Here is a 21,092-nt window from a genome sequence, read left to right as displayed (position 1 = left end):
GCAAACGCTCGAACCCGGTCGCATAATGGTCAGCGCTGTGCTGCAGTCCGCTCCTCACCGCGCGTAACGCACCGACCCTCACAAGGAATACCCGATGCCTCCACGCTTCCCCCCTGCTTCCGCCGCTGGCACCGGTTTCGTCCGGGTGCGTGGCGCCCGCGAACACAATCTCAAGAACGTCGATGTCGACATCCCTCGCGATGCCCTGGTGGTGTTCACCGGCGTGTCGGGCTCCGGCAAATCCTCGCTGGCTTTCTCCACCCTCTACGCCGAAGCCCAGCGTCGCTACTTCGAGTCGGTCGCGCCTTACGCGCGGCGGCTGATCGACCAGGTGGGCGTGCCCGACGTGGACAGCATCGAAGGCCTGCCACCCGCGGTCGCCTTGCAGCAGCAACGCGGCACGCCGAGCGCGCGGTCCTCGGTGGGCAGCGTCACCACGTTGTCGAGCCTGATCCGCATGCTCTACTCCCGCGCCGGCAGTTACCCGGCGGACCAGCCGATGCTCTATGCCGAGGACTTCTCGCCCAACACGCCCCAGGGCGCCTGCCCGGCGTGCCACGGTTTGGGCCGAGTCCACGAAGTGACCGAAGCCACGATGGTGCCCGACCCTTCGCTGACCATCCGCGAACGCGCCGTGGCCGCCTGGCCCATGGCGTGGCAAGGCCAGAACCTGCGGGACATCCTGGTGACCCTTGGCTATGACGTCGACATTCCCTGGCGCGACCTACCGAAGAAACAACGCGACTGGATCCTCTTCACCGAAGAGACGCCCACTGTCCCGGTGTACGCCGGGCTCACCCCGGCCCAGACCCGCGAAGCCCTCAAGCGCAAGCTCGAACCCAGCTACCAAGGCACCTTCAGCGGCGCCCGGCGCTACCTGCTGCACACTTTCATGCATTCGCAAAGCGCGCAGATGCGCAAGCGCGTGGCCCAATACATGCGCGCCAGCCCCTGCCCCGCCTGCGACGGCAAGCGCCTCAAGCGCGAGGCGCTGACCGTTACCTTCGCCGGGCTGGACATCGCCCAGTTGTCCAACCTGTCGTTGCTGGAATTGGCCGAAGTGCTCAAGGCCGTCGCTGCGCCCGACTATCTGGAGCAACCCGAAGAGCCGGGCGATGTGCTCACCCACCGCCAGACCCGCGAAGCCCGCGAGCAACGCGCAGCCAGGGGCGACAACCCGCACGCCGGCGGGCCTGACGCGCGCCACACGCCCAACCTGTCCCTGGAAAAACGCCTGGCCGCCCAGCGCATTGCCGCCGAACTGCTCGAACGCATCGTCACGCTGATCGACCTCGGCCTCGGCTACCTGGCCCTGGAGCGCAGCACGCCGACACTGTCCTCCGGCGAACTGCAACGCCTGCGCCTGGCGACCCAGCTCAATTCCCAGCTGTTCGGCGTGATCTACGTGCTGGACGAACCCTCCGCCGGTTTGCACCCGGCCGACAGCGAAGCCCTCTTCGGCGCCCTGCAACGCCTGAAGGCGGCGGGCAATTCGGTGTTCGTGGTCGAGCACGACCTGGACACCATGCGCCGCGCCGACTGGCTCATCGATGTCGGCCCCGACGCGGGCGAGCAAGGTGGCAAGATTCTCTACAGCGGTCCGCCCGAAGGCCTGGGGCAAGTGGCCGAGTCCAAGACCCGCGCCTACCTGTTCGCCGAAGAACACGTCACCGCGCGAACCCCACGCAAAACCAAGGATTGGCTGCGCCTGGAAGGCATCACCCGCAACAACCTCGATAACCTGAGCGCGGCGTTTCCCCTGGGTTGCTTCACGGCGGTGACCGGCATTTCCGGCTCGGGCAAATCGAGCCTGGTCAGCCAGGCCTTGCTGGATCTGGTTGGCGCGCACCTGGGCCAGCCCAGCGCCACCGTCGAGGCCGAAGAACAAAGCCTGGAAGACGAACCGGTGCAGGCCAGCGGTGGCCAAGTCACCGCCGGGCTCGAACGGATAAAACGCCTGGTCCAGGTCGACCAAAAACCCATCGGCCGCACGCCGCGCTCCAACCTCGCCACCTACACCGGACTGTTCGACCACGTGCGCAAGCTCTTCGCCGCAACCGAACAGGCCCAGGCCTTGGGATACGACGCCGGGCGATTTTCCTTCAACGTCGCCAAGGGCCGTTGCGAAACCTGCGAAGGCGAAGGCTTCGTCAGCGTGGAATTGTTGTTCATGCCCAGCGTGTACGCACCCTGCCCAACCTGCCACGGCGCCCGCTACAACCCGCAGACCCTGGAAGTGCGTTGGGAAGGCCTGGACATCGCCCAGGTGCTGCAACTGACGGTGAACCAGGCCCTGGAAGTCTTCGCCGAACAAGCGGCAGCCCGGCGTTCGCTACAGGTGCTGCAGGACATCGGCCTGGGCTACCTGCGCCTCGGCCAACCGGCCACCGAACTGTCCGGCGGCGAGGCCCAGCGGATCAAGCTGGCGACGGAACTGCAACGCAAGGCCCGGGGCGCGACGCTGTACGTGCTGGACGAGCCCACCAACGGCCTGCATCCCCAGGACGTCGATCGTTTGCTGGTGCAACTGAATCGCCTGGTGGACGAAGGCCACACCGTGGTGGTGGTGGAACATGACATGCGGGTGGTGGCGCAGAGCGACTGGGTCATCGACATCGGCCCGGGGGCTGGGACGCAGGGTGGGAAGGTCGTGGTGAGCGGTGTGCCGCAGGGGGTGGCGGCTTGCGAGGAGAGCCGTACGGCACCGTTTCTGAAAAACGCCCTGCGCTGAACCGTTCGAACGGAAAACAGAACCCCTGTGGCGAGGGGATTTATCCCCGCTGGGTTGCGAAGCAGCCCTAAAACCTGACACCTCGGTATGTCTGTTAGGTAGTGCTCGCTGCTTTGGGACTGCTTCGCAGCCCAGCGGGGATAAATCCCCTCGCCACAAGAGCAGTCCCACCACACTTGCAGCCAAGGCATCAAACCGTACGCGAATACTGCACCGTCTGTCCCCCCGCCAGGTACGCGTCGAAGGCCATCGCCACGTTACGCATCATCAGTTGCCCTTGGGGCAGCAACACCAGCGAGTCGGCACGAATGTCCAGCAGCCCATCACCCACCAGTTCCTGAAGCTTATCCAGCGCCTCGCCGAAGTAATCGGCAAAACGAATGCCGTGGGCGGCCTCGATCCGGCCGAAATCGATCTGGCCGTGGCACATCAGCTCGCTGATCACTTCGCGGCGCAAGCGGTCATCATCGCTCAGGCAGTAACCGCGCTGGACCGGCAACAAGCCCTGGTCCAGGCGCGCGTAATACTGGGAAAGCTCCTTGACGTTCTGGTTGTAGCTGTCACCGACCTTGCCGATCGAGGACACGCCCAGGCCGATCAAATCGCAATCGGCGTGGGTGGAATAGCCCTGGAAATTACGTTGCAACGTACCCTCGGCACGGGCGCGCACCAGTTCGTCGTCCGGCAGCGCGAAGTGGTCCATGCCGATGTACACGTAGCCGGCCTCGGTCAGGCGATTGATGGTCAGTTCCAACAACTCCAGCTTGCGCTCCGGTGGCGGCATGTCCTCGGGGCGGATCATCCGTTGCGCCCTCACCCGCTGCGGCAGGTGCGCGTAGCTGTACGCCGCGATCCGGTCGGGACGCAGGGCGATGATCTTGTCCAGGGTGACGTCGAAACTGGCGATGGTCTGCAACGGCAGGCCATAGATCAGATCGACGCTGACCGACTTGAACCGTGCCCGCCGCGCGGCCGCCACCAGTTCGGCGACTTGCGCTTCGCTTTGTATGCGATTGACGGCGGCTTGCACCTGCGCGTCGAAATCCTGGATGCCGAAACTCAGGCGATTGAACCCGAGCCGGCGCAGACCCTGGATTTGCTCGGCATCGATCGTGCGCGGGTCCACCTCGATGGAAAACTCGTGGGCGTCGCTGTCGTCCATGTCGAATGACTGGTGCAGCCAGTCCATCAGCTCGGCAAGTTGCTCATGGGTCAGGTAGGTGGGTGTGCCGCCGCCCAGGTGCAGTTGGGTCAACTTGCGCGAGCGGTCGAACAAGCTGGCCTGCAAGGCAATTTCGCGCTTGAGGTAGGTCAGGTACTCGGCGGCGCGGTGGGTCTTGCGGGTGATGATCTTGTTGCAGGCGCAGTAATAACAAAGGCTCTGGCAGAACGGGATGTGGATGTACACCGACAGCGGCTTGGGCACCGGGGCCTGGTTGCTGCGCTGGGCGGCCTGGCGATATTCGTCCATGGCGAACGCCGGGTGAAACTGCGGCGCGGTGGGATACGACGTGTAGCGCGGCCCTGGGCGATCGTATTTTTCGACCAGGGCGCGATTGAAAGCGGAGGCAGCGTTCATGAAGGGTTCAACTTCTCAAAAGAGTTTTGGCCTGCGTTATCCGGTGCGGGGTCGAACAGGTTGCAGATCGCGTCCACGCTCAGGCGCCCGGCGGGCAGGATGCCGATGAAACGGCTCGACAGCTCGATCAATCCCTGAGCGTGCAACTGCTCCAACTGTGGCCAGATGGCCGCGAAATGTTCGCGAAACACCAGGCCGAAACGCGACTCGACGGCGGGAATATCCAGCTCCAGGTCGCAGGACAACTGTTCGGTGACGGTCGCCCGGATCTGGTCCTGCGCTTCGCAACGCCAGCCACGACACACCGGCAACTGCCCGGCGTCGAGCTGCTGGCAGTACCGCAGCAGGTCATCGGTGTTCTGCACATAAAGCTGTTCGATCTGGGTGATGGCCGCCAAGCCGAGGCCGACGTGGTCACAGCAACCATGCCGGGTAAATCCCTGGCAGTTGCGATGCAGTCGGCCGTGCTCCTGGGCCACGGCCAGGTCGTCGTCAGCCCGGACAAACTGACCCAGGCCGATGTAGTGATAACCCGCCGCGACCAGCTGTTCGCAGCAAGCGCGACGCATGGCGTCTTTGTCGGCCTCGCTGCAAAAGGCCCCGGCGCCTCCGGCGTTCTTCGAACGATAGCGATAAGGCGCGCGGGCATAATCGAAAACGTGCAGGCGATCCGGCTCCAGCTCGATCAAGGTCGCCAGTTTCTGGGCGAAACTCCGGGGCGTCTGCCAAGCGTGGCCGTAGCCTAGGTCAATGTTGATGGAGCGAAAACCAAAGGTCCGCGCCGCATCGATCAGCGAATGGATCGGCGCCGGGTTCTGGTAGCAATCGACCGACAGCTCGCTGTCGACACCGATGTCGGGCACGCCGATGCTGACATGGGTGAAGCCTTGGTCGCGGATCAGGCCCATGGTCGACCAGTCGGTATGGTGCAGGTCGACCTCGATGCTGTGGTCGCCGCTTTCGCAGAAATCGAAGCGTTTGCGCAGGTCGCTCATCAACCGTTGCAGATGGGTAATCACCGGGGTTCCGCCGGTCAGGCAAAACTGCTCGACCCGTCGCCCGCTGCCGAGGTGGCAGGCGACCAGGCCCAGTTCGTAGGTCAGGCGTTGCAGGTAGCCGTCGATTTCGCCGCACTGGCACACGCTGGCCAGGGGTGAGCAGGAGGCCAGCCGCAAGCGCGATGGCAGGTGCACCGTCAGCGACAGCGGACGGCGTTTCTGCCGGCTGGCGCGCAAGCCCCTGAGCAAGTCGAGCGAGCCGATGCCGCCGTGGAACTTGCGTGTACCGACCGGACAATCGAAGTCCGCCACCGCAGGGGGTCGCCCCAAGGGACGGTCACCGGGGGAATGGAACAGGTCGAACATGACAATCTCCGAGTGGCTCGCACGGCAACAGTGTCGGGCTTATCCCGTGTGGGCGCCTTGACCTGTATCAAGCGTCCCGCAGCGACTACCAGCTCAGGTAGAACATGCCCTTGGCCAGCAGCACGATCGCGACCATGTGCAGGAACACGCTGGTATGAATGAACTGGACGTAGCGCGCATTCATGCGACCGCTTCGAAACAACCACATGGCCCAGAGAAAATGCCCCAATACGCTGGCTGCGAGCAGGATCTTGAGCCCCAGCAACACACCGAACGACGATTGCAGCGGCGCCGCCAGCACCGGCCGATAACGCAGCCAGACCATGGCGATGCCCGCGCCAAACAACACCAGCAACACCCACGGCATCAACTGCCGGGCACGCCGGCTGATGCCCTGCTCCAGCAGCACCATCACTTTGTTGGGCAACTGCTTGCGGATGTTTTCCAGGAACAACACCTCGAAAAACACCGTGCCGATGAAGATCAGCGCGGCGAACAGGTGCAGGGTGAGAAACAGCGGATAAGTCATGGCAGCCCTTTTTCGGCGGGGCGAATGGTTGATTCGAGGGTATCGCGCAGGCGTTGTGGTGGGGTTGATGCCAATCAAGGAAAGGCCACGCCACCGGAGTACCTCGTGTGGGAGCGGGCTTGCTCGCGAAAGCGGCAGTTCAAGCGACATCGATGTGGCTGACATACCGTCTTCGCGAGCAAGCCCGCTCCCACAGGGTTCGATGTTTAGTCCGAAAAAGCGTCAAGGAAATGTTACACATCTGAAATTCCGCTTAACCGTTTATCAGTTTTTTGACACTTCCCCGATGCGCGGTCACAACTTTTTCACTCCGTTGGGTCATAACACCGTGGTCGCCGATGGAATATTGGCATCCAACGAGGTTTTTAGCCTGATACGGAGATAAGTCCATGATTTTCAACGTACAAGATTTTGGCGCCAAAGGAGATGGCGTTACTGACGACACGGCGGCCATTCAAAGTGCGATCGACGCGGCGGCAGCCGCGGGCGGTGGGCAGGTCTACATGCCCACCGGCACCTACATCGTTTCGGGGGGCGAGGAACCGTCCGATGGCTGCTTGATGCTCAAGAGCAACGTCTACCTGTACGGCGACGGCATGGGCGACACCACGGTCAAGCTGGCCGATGGTTCCGACACCAAGATCACCGGCATCATCCGTTCGGCCTATGGCGAGGAAACCCACGATTTCGGTGTCAGCAACCTCACCATCGACGGCAACCGCGACGCCACCACCGGCAAGGTGGATGGCTGGTTCAACGGCTACATCCCCGGTGAAGAAGGCTACGACTCCAACGTCACCCTCGACAGCGTCGAGATCAAGGATTGCTCCGGGTACGGTTTCGACCCCCACGAGCAGACCGTCAACATGGTCATCAAGAACAGCGTCTCCCACGGCAACGGCCTCGATGGCTTCGTCGCCGACTTCCTCAGCGACAGCACCTTCGAAAACAACGTCGCCTACGACAACGACCGCCACGGTTTCAACGTCGTCACCAGCACCCACGATTTCACCCTGACCAATAACGTTGCCTACGGCAACGGTGGCAACGGCATCGTGGTGCAGCGCGGCAGCGAGGACATCCCCTCGCCCAGCAACATCACCATCACCGGTGGCGAGGTGTACGGCAACGGCGCCGAAGGCGTGCTGATCAAGCTGTCCAGTGAAGTGACCGTCACCGGCGTCGACATCCACGACAACACCAGCGCCGGCATCCGCATCTACGGCAGCAACCACGTCGACATCATCGACAACACGCTCAACAACAACGCCCTGGGCAGCGCGGTGCCGGAGATCATCATCCAGTCCTACGACGACACCCTCGGCGTGTCCGGCAAGTACTTCAACGGCAGCGATAACCTGATCCAGGGCAACGTGATCAGCGGCAGCAACCTGTCCACCTACGGCGTCGCCGAGCGCAACGAAGACGGCACCGACCGCAACGCCATCATCGCCAATACCATTAGCCACACCAGCAAGGGCGCCACGCTGGTCTACGGTGACGGCAGCTACGTCAGCGCCACGGTGCCGATGACCACCGTGCAAGGCACGGCGGGCAACGACATTCTCACCGGCACCAGCGCCAGCGAAATCTTCTACGGCGCGGCCGGCAACGACACCATCAATGCCGCAGCCGGGGCCGATGTCCTGGTGGGCGGCGCGGGGGTCGACAAACTGACCGGCGGAACTGGTGCCGATACGTTCCGCTTCGCCAACCAGTCCGACAGTTATCGCAACGCCACGACCAGTTTCGACGATACCATCACCGACTTCGACGTGACGCAGGACAAGATCGACCTCGCCGGCCTCGGCTTCACCGGCCTGGGCAATGGCCGTGGCGGCACCCTGCAAATAAGCTACAGCGCCAGCAACGATCGCACCTACATCAAGGACTTCGACGCCGATGCCAGCGGCAATCGCTTCGAGCTGATTCTGTCGGGCAACCTGGCAAGCACCCTGACGGCCAGCAACTTCATCTTCAACCGGGTCATCACCGGCACCGCCGGCAGCGATTCGTTGCTGGGCAGCGACGCGGCCGACACCCTGCTCGGCCTGGCGGGCAATGACAGCCTCAGCGGTGGCGCGGGCGACGACAAGCTCGACGGCGGCGCCGGCATGGACACCCTCACGGGCGGCGCCGGGGCCGATACCTTCGTGTTCTCCAACCGCCTGGACAGCTACCGCAACTACAACACCGGCGGCGCCAACCTCGGTGACCTGATCACCGACTTCGACATCGCCGCCGACAAGATCGACCTTTCCGCCATGGGCTTCACCGGCCTGGGCGACGGCAAGAACAACACCGTCTACCTGGTGCTCAACAGCGCCGGCACCAAGACCTACATCAAGTCGCTGGAGGCGGATGCCAATGGCAACCGATTCGAGGTGGCGCTAGACGGCAACTACCTCGACAAACTGACCAACGCCAACTTCGTCTTCGCCACGTCCTCGCCGGTCAACCAGGCCCCGGTGGTGGCAACGCCGCTGCTGGACCAGAACGCTACCGAGAAGACCCCCTTCAGCTACGTGGTGCCGGCCACCGCCTTCACCGACCCGGATAACGACAGCCTCAGCTACACCGCCAAGCTGGCCGATGGCAGCGCCCTGCCCAGCTGGCTGACGTTCAATGCCGCCACGCGCACGTTCAGCGGCACCCCACCGGACACCGCGTCGGGCACCTACTCGATCCAGGTCACCGCGACCGATGGCAGCAACGCGACGGTCAGCGACAGCTTTACCCTGGCCGTGCAGGACGTACCCACTTCAGTGATCATCAACGGCACGCCGAACAACGACACCTTGACCGGCACCACGGCCAACGAGCAGCTCTTCGGTGGCGCCGGCAACGACACGCTCAACGGCGCCGCCGGCAACGACATCCTGGTGGGCGGCACCGGCGTCGACAAACTCACCGGCGGCGCGGGCGCCGACGTGTTCCGCTACACCTCCAAGCTCGACAGCTACCGCACCGGTTCCACCAGCGCCAGCGACCAGATCCTCGATTTCGACGTGGCCGCCGACAAGATCGATGTCGCCGCGCTTGGCTATACGGGCCTGGGCAATGGACTCAACGGCACCCTGCAGGTCACGTACAGTTCGTCGACCAACCGCACCTACCTCAAGGACCTCACGGTCGATGCCAACGGCAACCGCTTCGAAATCTCGATGGCGGGCAACTTCGTCAGCAGCCTGACGGCCAATCACTTCGTTTTCGCCGACCAGAACACCCCGACCAACGTGGCGCCGGTGGTGGTCATCCCGCTGCTGGACCAGAACGCCAGTGAAAGCACGCCGTTCAAATACACCGTGGCGAGCAACAGCTTCAGCGACGCCAACCAGGATGTACTGACCTACACCGCGACCCTCGCCAACGGCAGCGCCCTGCCCTCGTGGCTGACATTCAACGCCACCAACCTGACCTTCAGCGGCACCCCAACCAACACCGCCGCCGGCAACTACGACGTGCTGGTCAAGGCCACCGACCCTTCGGGCGCATCGGTGAGTGATAGCTTTGCCCTGACCGTGGCCGACTCCCCCGCCAACACCATCACCGGCACCGCCAATGCCGAAACCCTCAACGGCACGGCTGGCGCCGACCTGATCCTCGGCCTGGGCGGCAGCGACACCATCAAGGCCGGCACGGGCGCGGACATCATCGACGGCGGCGCCGGGCGCGACTCGTTGTATGGCGGCGACGGTGCCGACACGTTCCGCTACAGCAACCTGTCCGACAGCTACCGCGACTACGACACCGGAGGCGTCACGGCCACGGACACGATCTACGATTTCACCGTCGGGGTGGACAAGATCGATGTGTCCGCGCTGGGCTTCACCGGCCTCGGCGATGGCAGCAACGGCACGCTCTACATGACCCTGAACGCCGCCGGCGACAAGACCTACGTCAAGTCGAGCGAGGCCGACGCCGATGGCAATCGCTTCGAGATCGCGCTGAACGGCAACTACCTCAACACCCTCACCGCCAGTGATTTCGTCTTCGGCGAACGCGCCCAGCAGGACATTCTCTATCTGCCGACACTCGGCCAATCCAACGCACGCCTGCTGCGCATGACAGAAGACGACGATCAATCCGGCACCTCGATGCTGGTCAACGACCTGGACAAGTACACCACCTATGACGTGCGCAGCCAGTTCACCGATGCCGACGGCAACGGGATCGACATCGCGGTGGGTGGCAGCACGGTCAACGGCTTGTCGACCTTGGGCGCCGAGGAGCTGAAGTTGTGCTGGTGGCTGACCGACACCAACCAACCCGGGCCAGCGTTATTGCGGGCCGTGACGTTGCTGCGCGACCAACTCACCGAACTGAAGGCCATCGACAACGTGACCATGGGCATCATCTGGGGCCAGGGCGAGGAAGCCGCCCAGGAAATCGCCCGGGCCACGGACAAGGCAGCGGCCGCGGCGGCCTATAAGGCGGCGACGCTGAAGGTTTTTGATTACCTGCACGCCCAGTTCGGCAATTTCACCGTGTACATGATGGAGACCGGTCACTACGAGCAGGACGCGGCACGGGCCCGTGGCTATTCTGAAGACAAGATCGCCGCCATCGTCGACGGTGTCGGCTATGTCCGCGCCACCCAGGAAGCCATCGCCGCCGAGCGCGCCGACGTCGAGTTGGCCGTGGACTACACCGACCTGCCCTTGCGCTATGAAGTCGACCCGCTGGTGTATCCCGATGACGTCTGGCACTTGCACGAAGAGTCGGCGGAAATCGTCGGCCAGCGCCTGGCGGACTACATCGCCGATGACCTCGGTTTCCAAGGCAACCCTAACGACAACAATAGCGTGCAGGACATTTTCGACGGCGCGCAGAACGAGGGCGGGAAAATCTTCGGTACCGACCAGGACGATACGCTGGTGGGTAGCGCCGGCAACGACACGCTGGACGGCGACCTGGGCGCCGACACCTTGACCGGTGGCGATGGCAACGACATCTACATCGTCGACAACGCGTTCGACAGCGTGGTGGAAACCAACACTTCGACCTCGCAGATCGATACGGTGCAGGCGTCGGTGAGTTGGACCTTGGGCGCCAACTTGGAAAACCTGGTGCTGACCGGCGTGTCGGACATCGACGGCACCGGCAACGAGCGGCGCAACTTCATCACCGGCAACGTTGCCAACAACGTGCTCGATGGCGCTGCGGGGGCCGACAGCATGAGCGGCGGCGACGGTAACGACACGTACTACGTCGACAACGCCAGCGACACGGTGATCGAGACCAGCAGCAATCCGGTGTCCGGCGGCAAGGACAGCGTCCACAGCAGCCTGGCGGCCTACACCTTGGGCAACAACGTCGAGAACCTGTACATCGACAGCGCCGGCGCCGCCAACGGGACCGGTAACGCACTGGACAACACGCTGTTCGCCGGTACCGGCGACAACATCCTCGACGGACGCGATGGCAACGACACGGTGTCGTTCGAGCGGGCCCTGGCCGGGGTGACCGTGAATCTGTCGACGTCTGCGCAGCAGAACACCGTGGGTTCTGGGCTGGACACTTTGAAGTTCATCGAGAACCTGACGGGCAGTGCCTACGCTGACACGCTGTCGGGTAACAGCGCCGGGAACATCCTCAACGGAGGCGCGGGCAACGACACCTTGGTGGGCGGCTCGGGCGATGACCGGCTGATTGGCGGCGCGGGCACCGATAACCTCACGGGGGGCACGGGCGCGGACACCTATGCGTTTGGCGCGCTGTCGGACATGGGCGTCGGCGCGGCGCGGGACGTGATCAACGGGTTCAAGACCACGGAGCTGGATAAACTCGATCTCACCGGCCTGGACGCCAACCCGCTGACCGCCACCCACGATGCGTTCACTTTCATCGGCAGCAACGCCTTCGACACCACCAACGCCACCGGCCAGTTGCGGTTTGTCGACGGCATCCTCTACGGCAGTACCAACGCCGACGCCACCGCCGAGTTCGAACTCGCCCTGGTGGGCGTCAAGGAGTTGCATGCCAGCGACTTCACTGCCTGATTGAGCTTTTTGGGTCTGCTTCGCAGCCAGCGGGAGCAAGCTCCCTCGCCACGGTGGGTCAAGCCGCCCGCAATCCCTGTGGCGAGGGGATTTATCCCCGCTGGGCTGCGCAGCAGACCCAAAAAGGCCAGTCGGGACTAACCTGAAACACCGCAGTGATTGGTTTGGGGTCTGCTTCGCAGCCCAGCGGGGATAAATCCCCTCGCCACAAAAAGCCTGTTCTGCCACTTGTAACTGATACACCGATGCTGTCGTGGCGAGGGAGCTTGCTCCCGCTGGGCTGCGCAGCAGACCCAAAAAGGCCAGTCGGGACTAACCTGACACACCGCAGTGATTGGTTTGGGGGCTGCTTCGCAGCCCAGCGGGGCGGTGCGACGCTTCGCTAAATCCCCTCGCCACAAAAAGCCTGTTCTGCCACTTGTAACTGATACACCGATGCTGTCGTGGCGAGGGAGCTTGCTCCCGCTGGGCTGCGCAGCAGGCCCAAAAAAGGCCAGTCGGGACTAACCTGACACACCGCAGTGCTTGGCTTGGGGGCCGCTTCGCAGCCCAGCGGGGCGGTGCGACGCTTCGCTAAATCCCCTCGCCACAAAAAGCCTGTTCTGCCACTTGTAACTGATACACCGATGCTGTCGTGGCGAGGGAGCTTGCTCCCGCTGGGCTGCGCAGCAGACCAAAAAGGCCTGCCGGGGCTAACCTGACACACCGCAGTGATTGGCTTGGGGGCCGCTTTCGCAGCCCAGCGGGAGCCAGCTCCCCCGCCACGGTGGGTCAAGCCGCCCGCAATCCGTGGCGAGGGGATTTATCCCCGCTGGGCTGCGCAGCAGACCCAAAAAGGCCAGTCGGGACTAACCTGACACACCGCAGTGATTGGTTTGGGGGCTGCTTCGCAGCCCAGCGGGGCGGTGCGACGCTTCGCTAAATCCCCTCGCCACAAGGGCATTGCACCATCGGCCAAGATTTCAGAACAAACTTTGCACCTGTTCCAGCACCGCGCGGTTCATCTGGCCCGTGTGGGTGTGCAGGCTCACGTAGCTTTGCAGCATGTCCAGCTTGGTGCTGAGCAAATCCCGGCGGGCCTGGAAGAGTCGTTGCTGGGCATCGAGGATGTCGACGGTCGAACGCACGCCGCCCTGGAAACCCTTTTCGGTAGAGGTCAGCGCCCGCTGGTTGGACTCCACCGCCCGTTGCATGGCCTTGCTCTTGGCGAACCCCGCCACCACGCCCAGGTAATCGGTCTCGATGGACTCGGCCAATTGCTGACGCTGCACGTCGTAGTCGGACTGGGCGCCGGCCAGTTGCGCCTCGGCCTTGGCCACCGAAGCGCGCACCGCGCCGCCGCGATACAGCGGAATGTCCAGCTGCACCCCAACGTAGTACGAGTCCTGGCGCGGATCGAGTTCCTGGTACTGGCGGGTTTCCCGTCGGGTCAACTGCGTGGTCAGCGACAGCGTCGGATAGTGCCCGGCGCGCTGGCTGTCGGCCTGGGCCTCGGCGACTTTCACGGCCGCCAACCGCGCCGCCAATTCAGGGCTGGCTTCACGGGCGATCGCCGTCCAGTACGGCAAATCCTGCTCCGGCGGGATAGGCGTGCCGGCGGGCAACTCTTCGCGCATCGGCTGGATGTCGTCGATGGGCACGCTCGCCCGCCCGGACAGCGCCCGCAACGCCGCCACGCGACGGGCCTGGGCTTCGGTTTCCTGGGCCTCCACCAGATCGAGCCGGGCCTGGGCTTCGTCGATGTCGGTGATCGCCCCTTGGCCGCCCTCATAGAGTTTTTTGCTCTGGACGACCAAGCCACGGATCGCGGCTTTTTGCTGGGCGATCAGCTTGAGTTCGTTCTCGGCACGGGCGACATCGAAATAGCCCTTGGCGACCCGATCGAACAAGGCCTGGCCGGCCACGTCGAACTGCTGGCTGCCCAGCGCGCCCCGCGCCTTGCCTTCTTGATAGGCCGCCCAGCGCCCCTTGTCATAGAGCGGTTGCTGCGCCGCCAACGTCACGCTGTTCGCCTGGTAGTCGTTGCTGTTGACATAGCTGCGGTCGTCACCGCCATCGGTACGCCCGCCATACCCATAGCGCGACGACAACGACACCTGCGGATAAAGCCCACCCCGACCAATCGCCTCTTCCTGGCGCGACGCGTCGAAGGCATGGGTCGCGGTTTGCAAGGTCGGGTCGTTGAGGCGCGAAGCGTCATAGGCGGCCGTCAGGCTCAGCCCGCCCTCGGCCGCCCAGGCCGGGCCGATCACCGCCCAACTGGTGCACAAGCTCAACAGCACACGGACGCCGTAACGGCAACGGTCGGTCATGCTCATTCCTCTTTGAAGGCAGCCAGCAAGCGTTCGCGCAACGGTTTCATCAGGTAATTCATCAAGGTCCGTTCACCCGTCACCACGGTGACGTCGGCGAGCATCCCCGGACGCACCAGCAGCCCGGCGTCCTGCAGCGAGACAACGGTCTCGGCGGGAATCTCGACCTTGGCGGAGAAGTACGGCTGGTGCGTCTGCTGGTCGATCAACTGATCCGCCGACACGGTGGTGACCGTGCCGGTCACGGTCGGCGTGTCCACCCGTTGCAGCGCGGTGAAATGCACATGCACCGGCAAACCGGGGCGCAGTTTGTTGGCCATCAGCGGCTCGAAACGCGCGGTGATCGCCATCGGCGCGTCCAGTGGCACTACCTGCATCAAGGTCTGTCCGGCCTGGGCAACACCGCCCACCGTGTGGATGGCCAAGTCCATGACCTGCCCCGCCACGGGCGCGCGGATCGCGCCGTTGTCGACTTCGAACTGCAAGGCTCGGATCTGATCGGCATACCCCGCGGCCTCGGCCGACACCTCGCTGAGCTGGGTTTCAGCATCACGCCGGAACTCCTGCTGCGCCTGCAAGGCCTTGAGCCGACTTTCATTGATGGCCTGGCGCGTGCGGCCGACATCACCGACACCCGAGGCGATCTGCCCGGCCAGTTGCGCCGCATTGCGCTCGGCCTCGAAGAGCTTGTTGCGCGGCACGTAGCCCTCCCGGGCCAGGTCACGCAGGCCGACGAGTTCCTGCTGCTGGAACCGCATCTGCGCATCGTAGTTGCGCTTGACGCCTTCATAGCCCTGCAACTGCTGCTGCAAGGCGCCGATTTCATGCTCGATGATCTGCAAGCGACTGCCGAGCTCGGCGCGACGGGTCATGAACAACTGGCTCTGGAGGGCCATGGCCGCCTTGACGCGGGGCTCGTCAGCGCGCTCCAGCAATTGCTGCGGCCACTGGATGTCATCGGCGCCCAAACGCTCGGCCATCAACCGCGCCTCGATGCTGCGATCGTTGAGCAGCTTGCCAAGGGTCACGTCCAGCTGCGATTGCGCCTGCACCGTGTTGAGCTGCACCAACAATTGCCCTTGGCTGACGCGGTCACCGTCACTGACCAGCAGTTTTTCCACGACCCCACCAACCAGCGACTGCACGGCCTTGCGTTCACCCGCCACCACCACGGTGCCGCTGCCCACCACGCCCTGGTCGAGCGGTGCCAGGCACGCCCAAAGCAAAAAGCCGCCAAGGGCCAGGGCGAGGAACACCACGCCGTAGCGCGCCGCCCCGCCCGCATCGGTGCTGGCGCTGGGCAATGTGTTGCTGCTGAGCACACTCAGGCCATGCTCACCGTGGGCCGGTGCGGCCGATTTCAAATCACGCATCCTTGCTTGCCTCCCGCACAGCCGCCGGCCTCGGTCCCGGCATCAGCGCCTTGAGCACCCGGTCCCGCGGCCCGAACGCTTGTTGAGTACCGTCCTTCAGCACGAGGATGTGATCGACCACTGCCAGCACGTTGGGCCGATGGGTGATCAACACCACGGTACTGCCGGCAGCCTTGAGCACGCCGATGGCCTGCACCAGCGCCAGTTCGCCGGCTTCATCCAGATTGGAATTGGGTTCGTCGAGCACGATCAGCGACGGGCTGCCATACAGCGCGCGGGCCAGGCCCAGGCGTTGCTTCTGCCCGCCGGACAGGCCAAGTCCACCAGGCCCCAGCGGCGTGTCGTAACCCTTGGGGAAGCGCAGGATCATTTCGTGGATGCCCGCGTGGCGGCTGGCGGCGATGATCTTGTCGGCGTCCTGCTCGCCGAAACGGGCGATGTTGTCGGCGACGCTGCCATCGAACAGCTCGATGTCCTGGGGCAGATAGCCGAGGTACGGCCCCAGCGCATCATGGGACCACTGGCTGATCTCGGCATCGTCCAGGCGCACCGATCCACCGATGGCCGGCCACACGCCCACCAACGCGCGAGCCAAGGTCGACTTGCCGCTGGCACTGGGGCCGACCACCGCGAGCACTTCGCCCTTGCCCAGGCTGAAATTGATGCCCCGCAAAATCGGCTGCGAAGCCCCGGGCGGCCCCACATACACTTGCTCCAGGCGCAGCGCGCCGGTGGGTGGCGGCAATGGCATGCGCAAGCGATCACGGGGGTGTTGCGCCAACAGTTGGCTCAGGCGCTGGTAGCTCTGGCGACCGCTGTTGAATTGCTTCCACGAGCCGATGGCGATTTCCACCGGCGCCAGGGCACGCCCCAACAGCAACGACATGGCGATCATCATCCCCGCCGACAACTGCCCTTCGAGCACCAGGAGCGCGCCCAATCCCAAGGCCAGGGATTGCCCGGAAATCCGCACGAAACGCGTCGCCGAGGTGATGCGCGCACCGCGGTCGCTGGCATGGGCCTGTGCCGCGATGATGCGTTGTTGCAGCAGGCTCCAACGCTGGCGCAGCGGCCCGAGCATGCCCAGGGCCTGGATGACTTCGGCGTTCTGCAGCGTGCTGTTGACGTAGATCGATGACTGCACCCCCAGCCGGTTGGCCTCCCCCAGGCGTCCTCGGGTCGCCAGTTCGCCCCACAGCGCCAGGCCGATCAGCGTCAACGCGAGCACCAGGGTCAGCACGCCAAACCACGGATGGAAGATGAACGCCACCAGCAGGAAGATCGGCAACCACGGCGCGTCGAGCAAGGCGATCAGGCCCTGGCCGGTAATCAACTGTCGCAGGGTAGCAAGGTCGGTGAGCACTTGCGCCGGGTTGGCGTTGTGCTCGCGCAGGCTGCGGGCAAACGCCGCGTCGAAGATCCGCTCGCCCAAGGCGTCGTCCAGCCCGGCGCTCATGCGGATCATCACCTCGCCGCGCACCCACTCGATCAGCGCACTGAACATGAACAGCCCGAGGGCGATCAAGGTCAGCATGAACAGCGTGGTTTCGTTGCGACTGGTGAGGACCCGGTCGTAGACCTGCATCATGTAGAGCGACGGCACCAGCACCAACAGATTGATCACGCCACTGAACAACGCCAGGGACCAGAACACCCGGCGATAACTCAACAATGCGGCGTCGATGTCGTGCCGTGGATCAAGGAGCAAACCCATAGAGTGTCAACCCGCAAAAGAAATAACCGTCCCGATGCAATCCATGCGAGTCATTAGCCCGAAGGCGTCAAAAAAAGAGCGTCATCCTGCTGACATTGTCGCCATCTGTGGCGAACTCCACCCGTACGGGCGCCAACTACTGACAACGCTGCCAAAGGTAAGTGCCAGAGGGGAATGAGGGATTTTCGGGGGACGGTGAAAAACGAGGGGATGAGACGCAGGTCCCTGTGGGAGCGAGCTTGCTCCGGGCGGCGATCCGACGATGGCGTCGGGTCAGTGGCTGGGATTTGACTGCCACACCGCTATCGCGAGCAAGCTCGCTCCCACGGGTTTGTAGTGTTAACCCAGGGACACCGCTTCTTCAGGCTGCGCCGATTGCCGCGCCGTCACCAGGCCGATAAAGGAAATGACCAAGGCCAGGCCAAGGGTGGTGCTCACCTCGCTGCGGTGCTCGGGCGTTACCATCATCACCGCCAGGGCCGCGCAGATGAACACGATCACCGCCCAGGTGAGCCACGGGAACAACCACATGCGAAAGCCCAGCTCGACGCCTTGCCGGACCAGCTTGCGGCGCATGCGCAACTGCGACACGGCGATCGCCAGGTACACCAGCAACGCGATGGCGCCGGAGCTGGCGAGCAGGAACTGGAACAACCCGGCCGGCATGAAATAGCTGAACACGGTGATGCCCAACCCCAACACCGTACTGGCAATCACTGCGGCCCTGGGTACCCCAGCGGCCGAGGTCACTTCCGCCGCCTTCGGCGCATCGCCTCGCCGGCCCAGGGAATAGAGCATGCGCGAGGCGATGTAGATCGAGGAGTTCATGCAACTGGCCACGGCGATCAGCACCACCACGTCTACCATGAACTTGGCATGGGGAATGTTCATCAGTTCCAAGGCCCGTTGATAGGAACCCACCGACGCCAACTGCGGATCGTTCCACGGCACCACGGAAATAACCACGAAGATCGACAGCAGGTAGAAAACGCCGATACGCCAGATCACCGAGCGGGTGGCCTTGGCAATGTTCTGTGCGGGGTTGCTGGATTCGGCGGCAGCAATGGTCACCGCTTCCGTGCCGATGAAGCTGAACATGATGGTGATGAAGGCTCCGACCACGGCCGACAAGCCATTGGGCGCGAAGCCGCCATATTCGTCCATCAAGCGACTCAAGCCGCTGGCCTCGCGCTCGGGAATCCAGCCCATCAAGACCGCGAAGCCCAGGGAGATGAAACCGATGATCGCCACCACCTTGGCCATGGCGAACCAGAACTCGAATTCACCGTATTTGGAGACGCTGAACAGGTTCGTCACCGCCAAGGCGATGATCGACACCGAAGCGAACAGCCACGCATCGACGGAGGGAAACCATTGGTTCAGCACATGACCGGCGGCCAGTGCCTCGATGGGAATCACCAGTACCCAGAACCACCAATACAGCCAACCGATGGTGAAGCCGGCCCAGCGCCCGATCGCCTGGTCGGCGTAGGTGGAAAAGGAGCCGGTATCCGGCCGCGCCACCGCCATCTCGCCGAGCATGCGCATGACGAGCACCACCAGCAGGCCGGAAAAAAGATACGCCAGCATCACGGCGGGGCCTGCGGCGGCGATGGCATGGCCCGATCCGACAAACAGGCCTGCGCCGATAATCCCGGCAATTGAAAGCATGGTGACGTGACGAGGCTTGAAGCCCTGCGCCAGGTGGCCGTTCGAATCCTTGAAGGTCGGGCTGGTCATTGTTGTTCTCTTATCGACAGTGAGGCGTGTCGAGGGACTGTCGGTGCTGGTTGGTTTTCGCTCCTCCTGAAAGCGGCACACCCTGGATGTCTGATCCAATCCCTCGTGAAGTTGGCTCTGCGGTAAACCGTTGAGCCACGTTACCCGCCTACACGCCCGAGTCAGTTACCTGTGAGCGCCGCCTTTTTGCCTGATTTCGCCAACGAGTAATGGCGTTTGGCCCGTCAAGCAGGCTCTGCGCCGAGGGTTTCAGCCATTCGCACCAAGTCGGCGAACGACTTGGCATGCATTTTTTTCATGGCGTGGGCGCGATGGATTTTCACGGTGATCTCGCTCAGGTTCATCTGCCCGGCGATCTGCTTGTTCATCAGTCCCTTGGCCGCCAGGGCCATGACTTCTTTCTCGCGGGCCGTCAGTGTCTGGTAACGGGCGTGCAGGCCTGAAAGTTGCTGCTCGACTTCCCTTCGCTTGACGTCGGCCTGGAGTGCCGCTGAGACGGCGTCCAGCAAGTCCTGTTCGCGAAAAGGTTTGGCCAGGAAATCCATGGCACCGGCTTTCATCGCCTTGACGGACATTTCAATGTCGCCGTGACCGGTGATAAAGATGATGGGAATCCTGATATTCGATGCCGCCAACTGGCGCTGGAAATCCAGTCCGCTGCTGCCCTGCAATCGGACATCGAGCACCAGGCAACTGGCGCAGTCAGGCTTGGGCCATTGGAGAAACTCGGCGGTGGACGCAAAGGTCTCGACGCGCATGCCGACAGAGCGCAGGAGGTTGCTCAATGCACATCGTATGGAGGCGTCGTCGTCCAGGACGAACACAACGGGACCTTCGCTGCCCGGCGAATGAGTTTTCGAATTGCCGTTCATGCACGATCCTCTAGGGTGGTGGATTGAAAAAGCCTAGCACAGCGCCTCCGACGCCGAAGTGGACCTGATGTGCCGTGACCCTCAAGCAACGAAGTGAGCGTTCAGCACGGTAATCGTTGCCAGGAATTCGCGCGGGCGCTGCCAGTACGCACGGACCTGAGCACTGTAGCTCTCCCCGGTCAGGCACCAGCTGCAGAAGTGCTCGCAGTTGTTGGCAAAGAGACTGTAGCGGTTTTCACCCAGTCTCGAACGGGCCCGATGGGCAACCTCATTGGCCGGATAACGGGCGGGTTGCTCGACGATCCACACGGGCCTGCCACTGGCGAAATGTTCCAGGTCGGTCACTTCGATGGGGCCCGCTTCAAGCGCGCCGCTGAATCCCGAATAATGGGCAACGGCACCAGCGCCCAGGTAAATCCCATGATGGATATAGAACCGGCGCGGACTGATCAAATGCGCCCCGACGGGCACTTCGTCCAGGGCCTCGATATCGACCCGCTTCAACGACTCAACTGCCAGCGCTCCTGGCCTTTTGGTGCCGTGGAGGGGTTCCGGGGCCACGCCCGCCTGCGCAGGCTCGGTCACGCGATAGGAGACGTTGGCGGTGACCAACGCCAGGCAGATAAGCACTATTGAACGAAGTGACGAAAATTCATCCGCCGCGATGCCTGTCAGTTTCATTGCCAGATACTCCGCAACCCATGGCAATCACTGTATCGCTCGGGTTGGCGGAGATCATTTGTACCTGGGATTGGCGCACTGATCGATTGATATGCGCCCTGTAAACCTTGGTATTAGGGTCCGTACGAAATGTGTTCGCGCGAAAGCCAGACAAGGCGAAACGGGGCGAGGAAGCGGAGTGTACTGGAGTACATG

Annotated in this window: 11 protein-coding genes; 2 read left to right on the top strand and 9 right to left on the bottom strand. The window is 63.4% G+C overall.

Annotation, left to right across the window (positions count from 1 at the left end; translation table 11 throughout):
* Positions 1-94: 94 nt before the first annotated feature.
* The gene (locus KSS97_RS14330) at positions 95-2,731 is read left to right on the top strand and encodes an excinuclease ABC subunit UvrA (RefSeq protein ID WP_217859389.1); all 2,637 of its coding nucleotides are present in this window, start codon (positions 95-97) and stop codon (positions 2,729-2,731) included.
* A 190-nt stretch (positions 2,732-2,921) separates the two neighbouring features.
* Here the strand turns inward: KSS97_RS14330 and hemN are convergent, their stop codons facing one another.
* From hemN to KSS97_RS14315, 3 genes are all read right to left on the bottom strand, one after another.
* Positions 2,922-4,310 (bottom strand): oxygen-independent coproporphyrinogen III oxidase, encoded by a 1,389-nt coding sequence (hemN, locus tag KSS97_RS14325; protein ID WP_217859388.1) that lies wholly within the window; start codon positions 4,308-4,310, stop codon positions 2,922-2,924.
* Positions 4,307-5,674: an oxygen-independent coproporphyrinogen III oxidase gene (locus KSS97_RS14320; protein WP_217859386.1), complete on the bottom strand. Its 1,368-nt coding sequence runs from the start codon at positions 5,672-5,674 to the stop codon at positions 4,307-4,309. The genes hemN and KSS97_RS14320 overlap by 4 nt, the downstream gene beginning before the upstream one ends.
* Positions 5,675-5,759: 85 nt before the next feature.
* Positions 5,760-6,203 carry a CopD family copper resistance protein gene (locus KSS97_RS14315; RefSeq protein WP_030138787.1) on the bottom strand — a complete coding sequence of 148 codons (444 nt, stop codon included), beginning with the start codon at positions 6,201-6,203 and terminating at the stop codon, positions 5,760-5,762.
* A gap of 389 nt (positions 6,204-6,592) precedes the next feature.
* On the opposite strand from KSS97_RS14315, the gene KSS97_RS14310 reads away from it, so the two are divergent.
* On the top strand, positions 6,593-12,205 hold the full coding sequence (locus tag KSS97_RS14310) for a putative Ig domain-containing protein (RefSeq protein WP_217859384.1): 5,613 nt from the start codon (positions 6,593-6,595) through the stop codon (positions 12,203-12,205).
* Between the two features lie 962 nt (positions 12,206-13,167).
* Here the strand turns inward: KSS97_RS14310 and KSS97_RS14305 are convergent.
* The 6 genes from KSS97_RS14305 to KSS97_RS14280 form a co-directional block, all read right to left on the bottom strand.
* On the bottom strand, positions 13,168-14,517 hold the full coding sequence (locus KSS97_RS14305) for a TolC family outer membrane protein (RefSeq protein WP_030138785.1): 1,350 nt from the start codon (positions 14,515-14,517) through the stop codon (positions 13,168-13,170).
* A 2-nt stretch (positions 14,518-14,519) separates the two neighbouring features.
* Complete coding sequence (locus KSS97_RS14300; RefSeq protein WP_198797362.1) at positions 14,520-15,890, bottom strand: HlyD family type I secretion periplasmic adaptor subunit; 1,371 nt, start codon at positions 15,888-15,890, stop codon at positions 14,520-14,522.
* On the bottom strand, positions 15,883-17,604 hold the full coding sequence (locus KSS97_RS14295; protein WP_217859382.1) for a type I secretion system permease/ATPase: 1,722 nt from the start codon (positions 17,602-17,604) through the stop codon (positions 15,883-15,885). The genes KSS97_RS14300 and KSS97_RS14295 overlap by 8 nt, the downstream gene beginning before the upstream one ends.
* Positions 17,605-17,943: 339 nt before the next feature.
* A complete protein-coding gene (locus KSS97_RS14290; RefSeq protein WP_198797360.1) occupies positions 17,944-19,344 on the bottom strand; it encodes an amino acid permease in 1,401 nt (466 codons plus the stop codon).
* 224 nt (positions 19,345-19,568) lie between these two features.
* Entirely contained in the window at positions 19,569-20,216 is a 648-nt protein-coding gene (locus KSS97_RS14285; RefSeq protein ID WP_030138781.1) for a response regulator transcription factor, read from the bottom strand.
* 81 nt (positions 20,217-20,297) lie between these two features.
* Positions 20,298-20,897: a lecithin retinol acyltransferase family protein gene (locus KSS97_RS14280; protein ID WP_030138780.1), complete on the bottom strand. Its 600-nt coding sequence runs from the start codon at positions 20,895-20,897 to the stop codon at positions 20,298-20,300.
* Positions 20,898-21,092 lie beyond the last annotated feature (195 nt).

The sequence above is a fragment of the Pseudomonas alvandae genome (assembly GCF_019141525.1).
GTDB classification, from domain to species: Bacteria; Pseudomonadota; Gammaproteobacteria; order Pseudomonadales; family Pseudomonadaceae; genus Aquipseudomonas; species Aquipseudomonas alvandae.
Note: the sequence above shows the minus strand (reverse complement) of the source record. Positions and strands in the feature narration are given on the sequence as shown.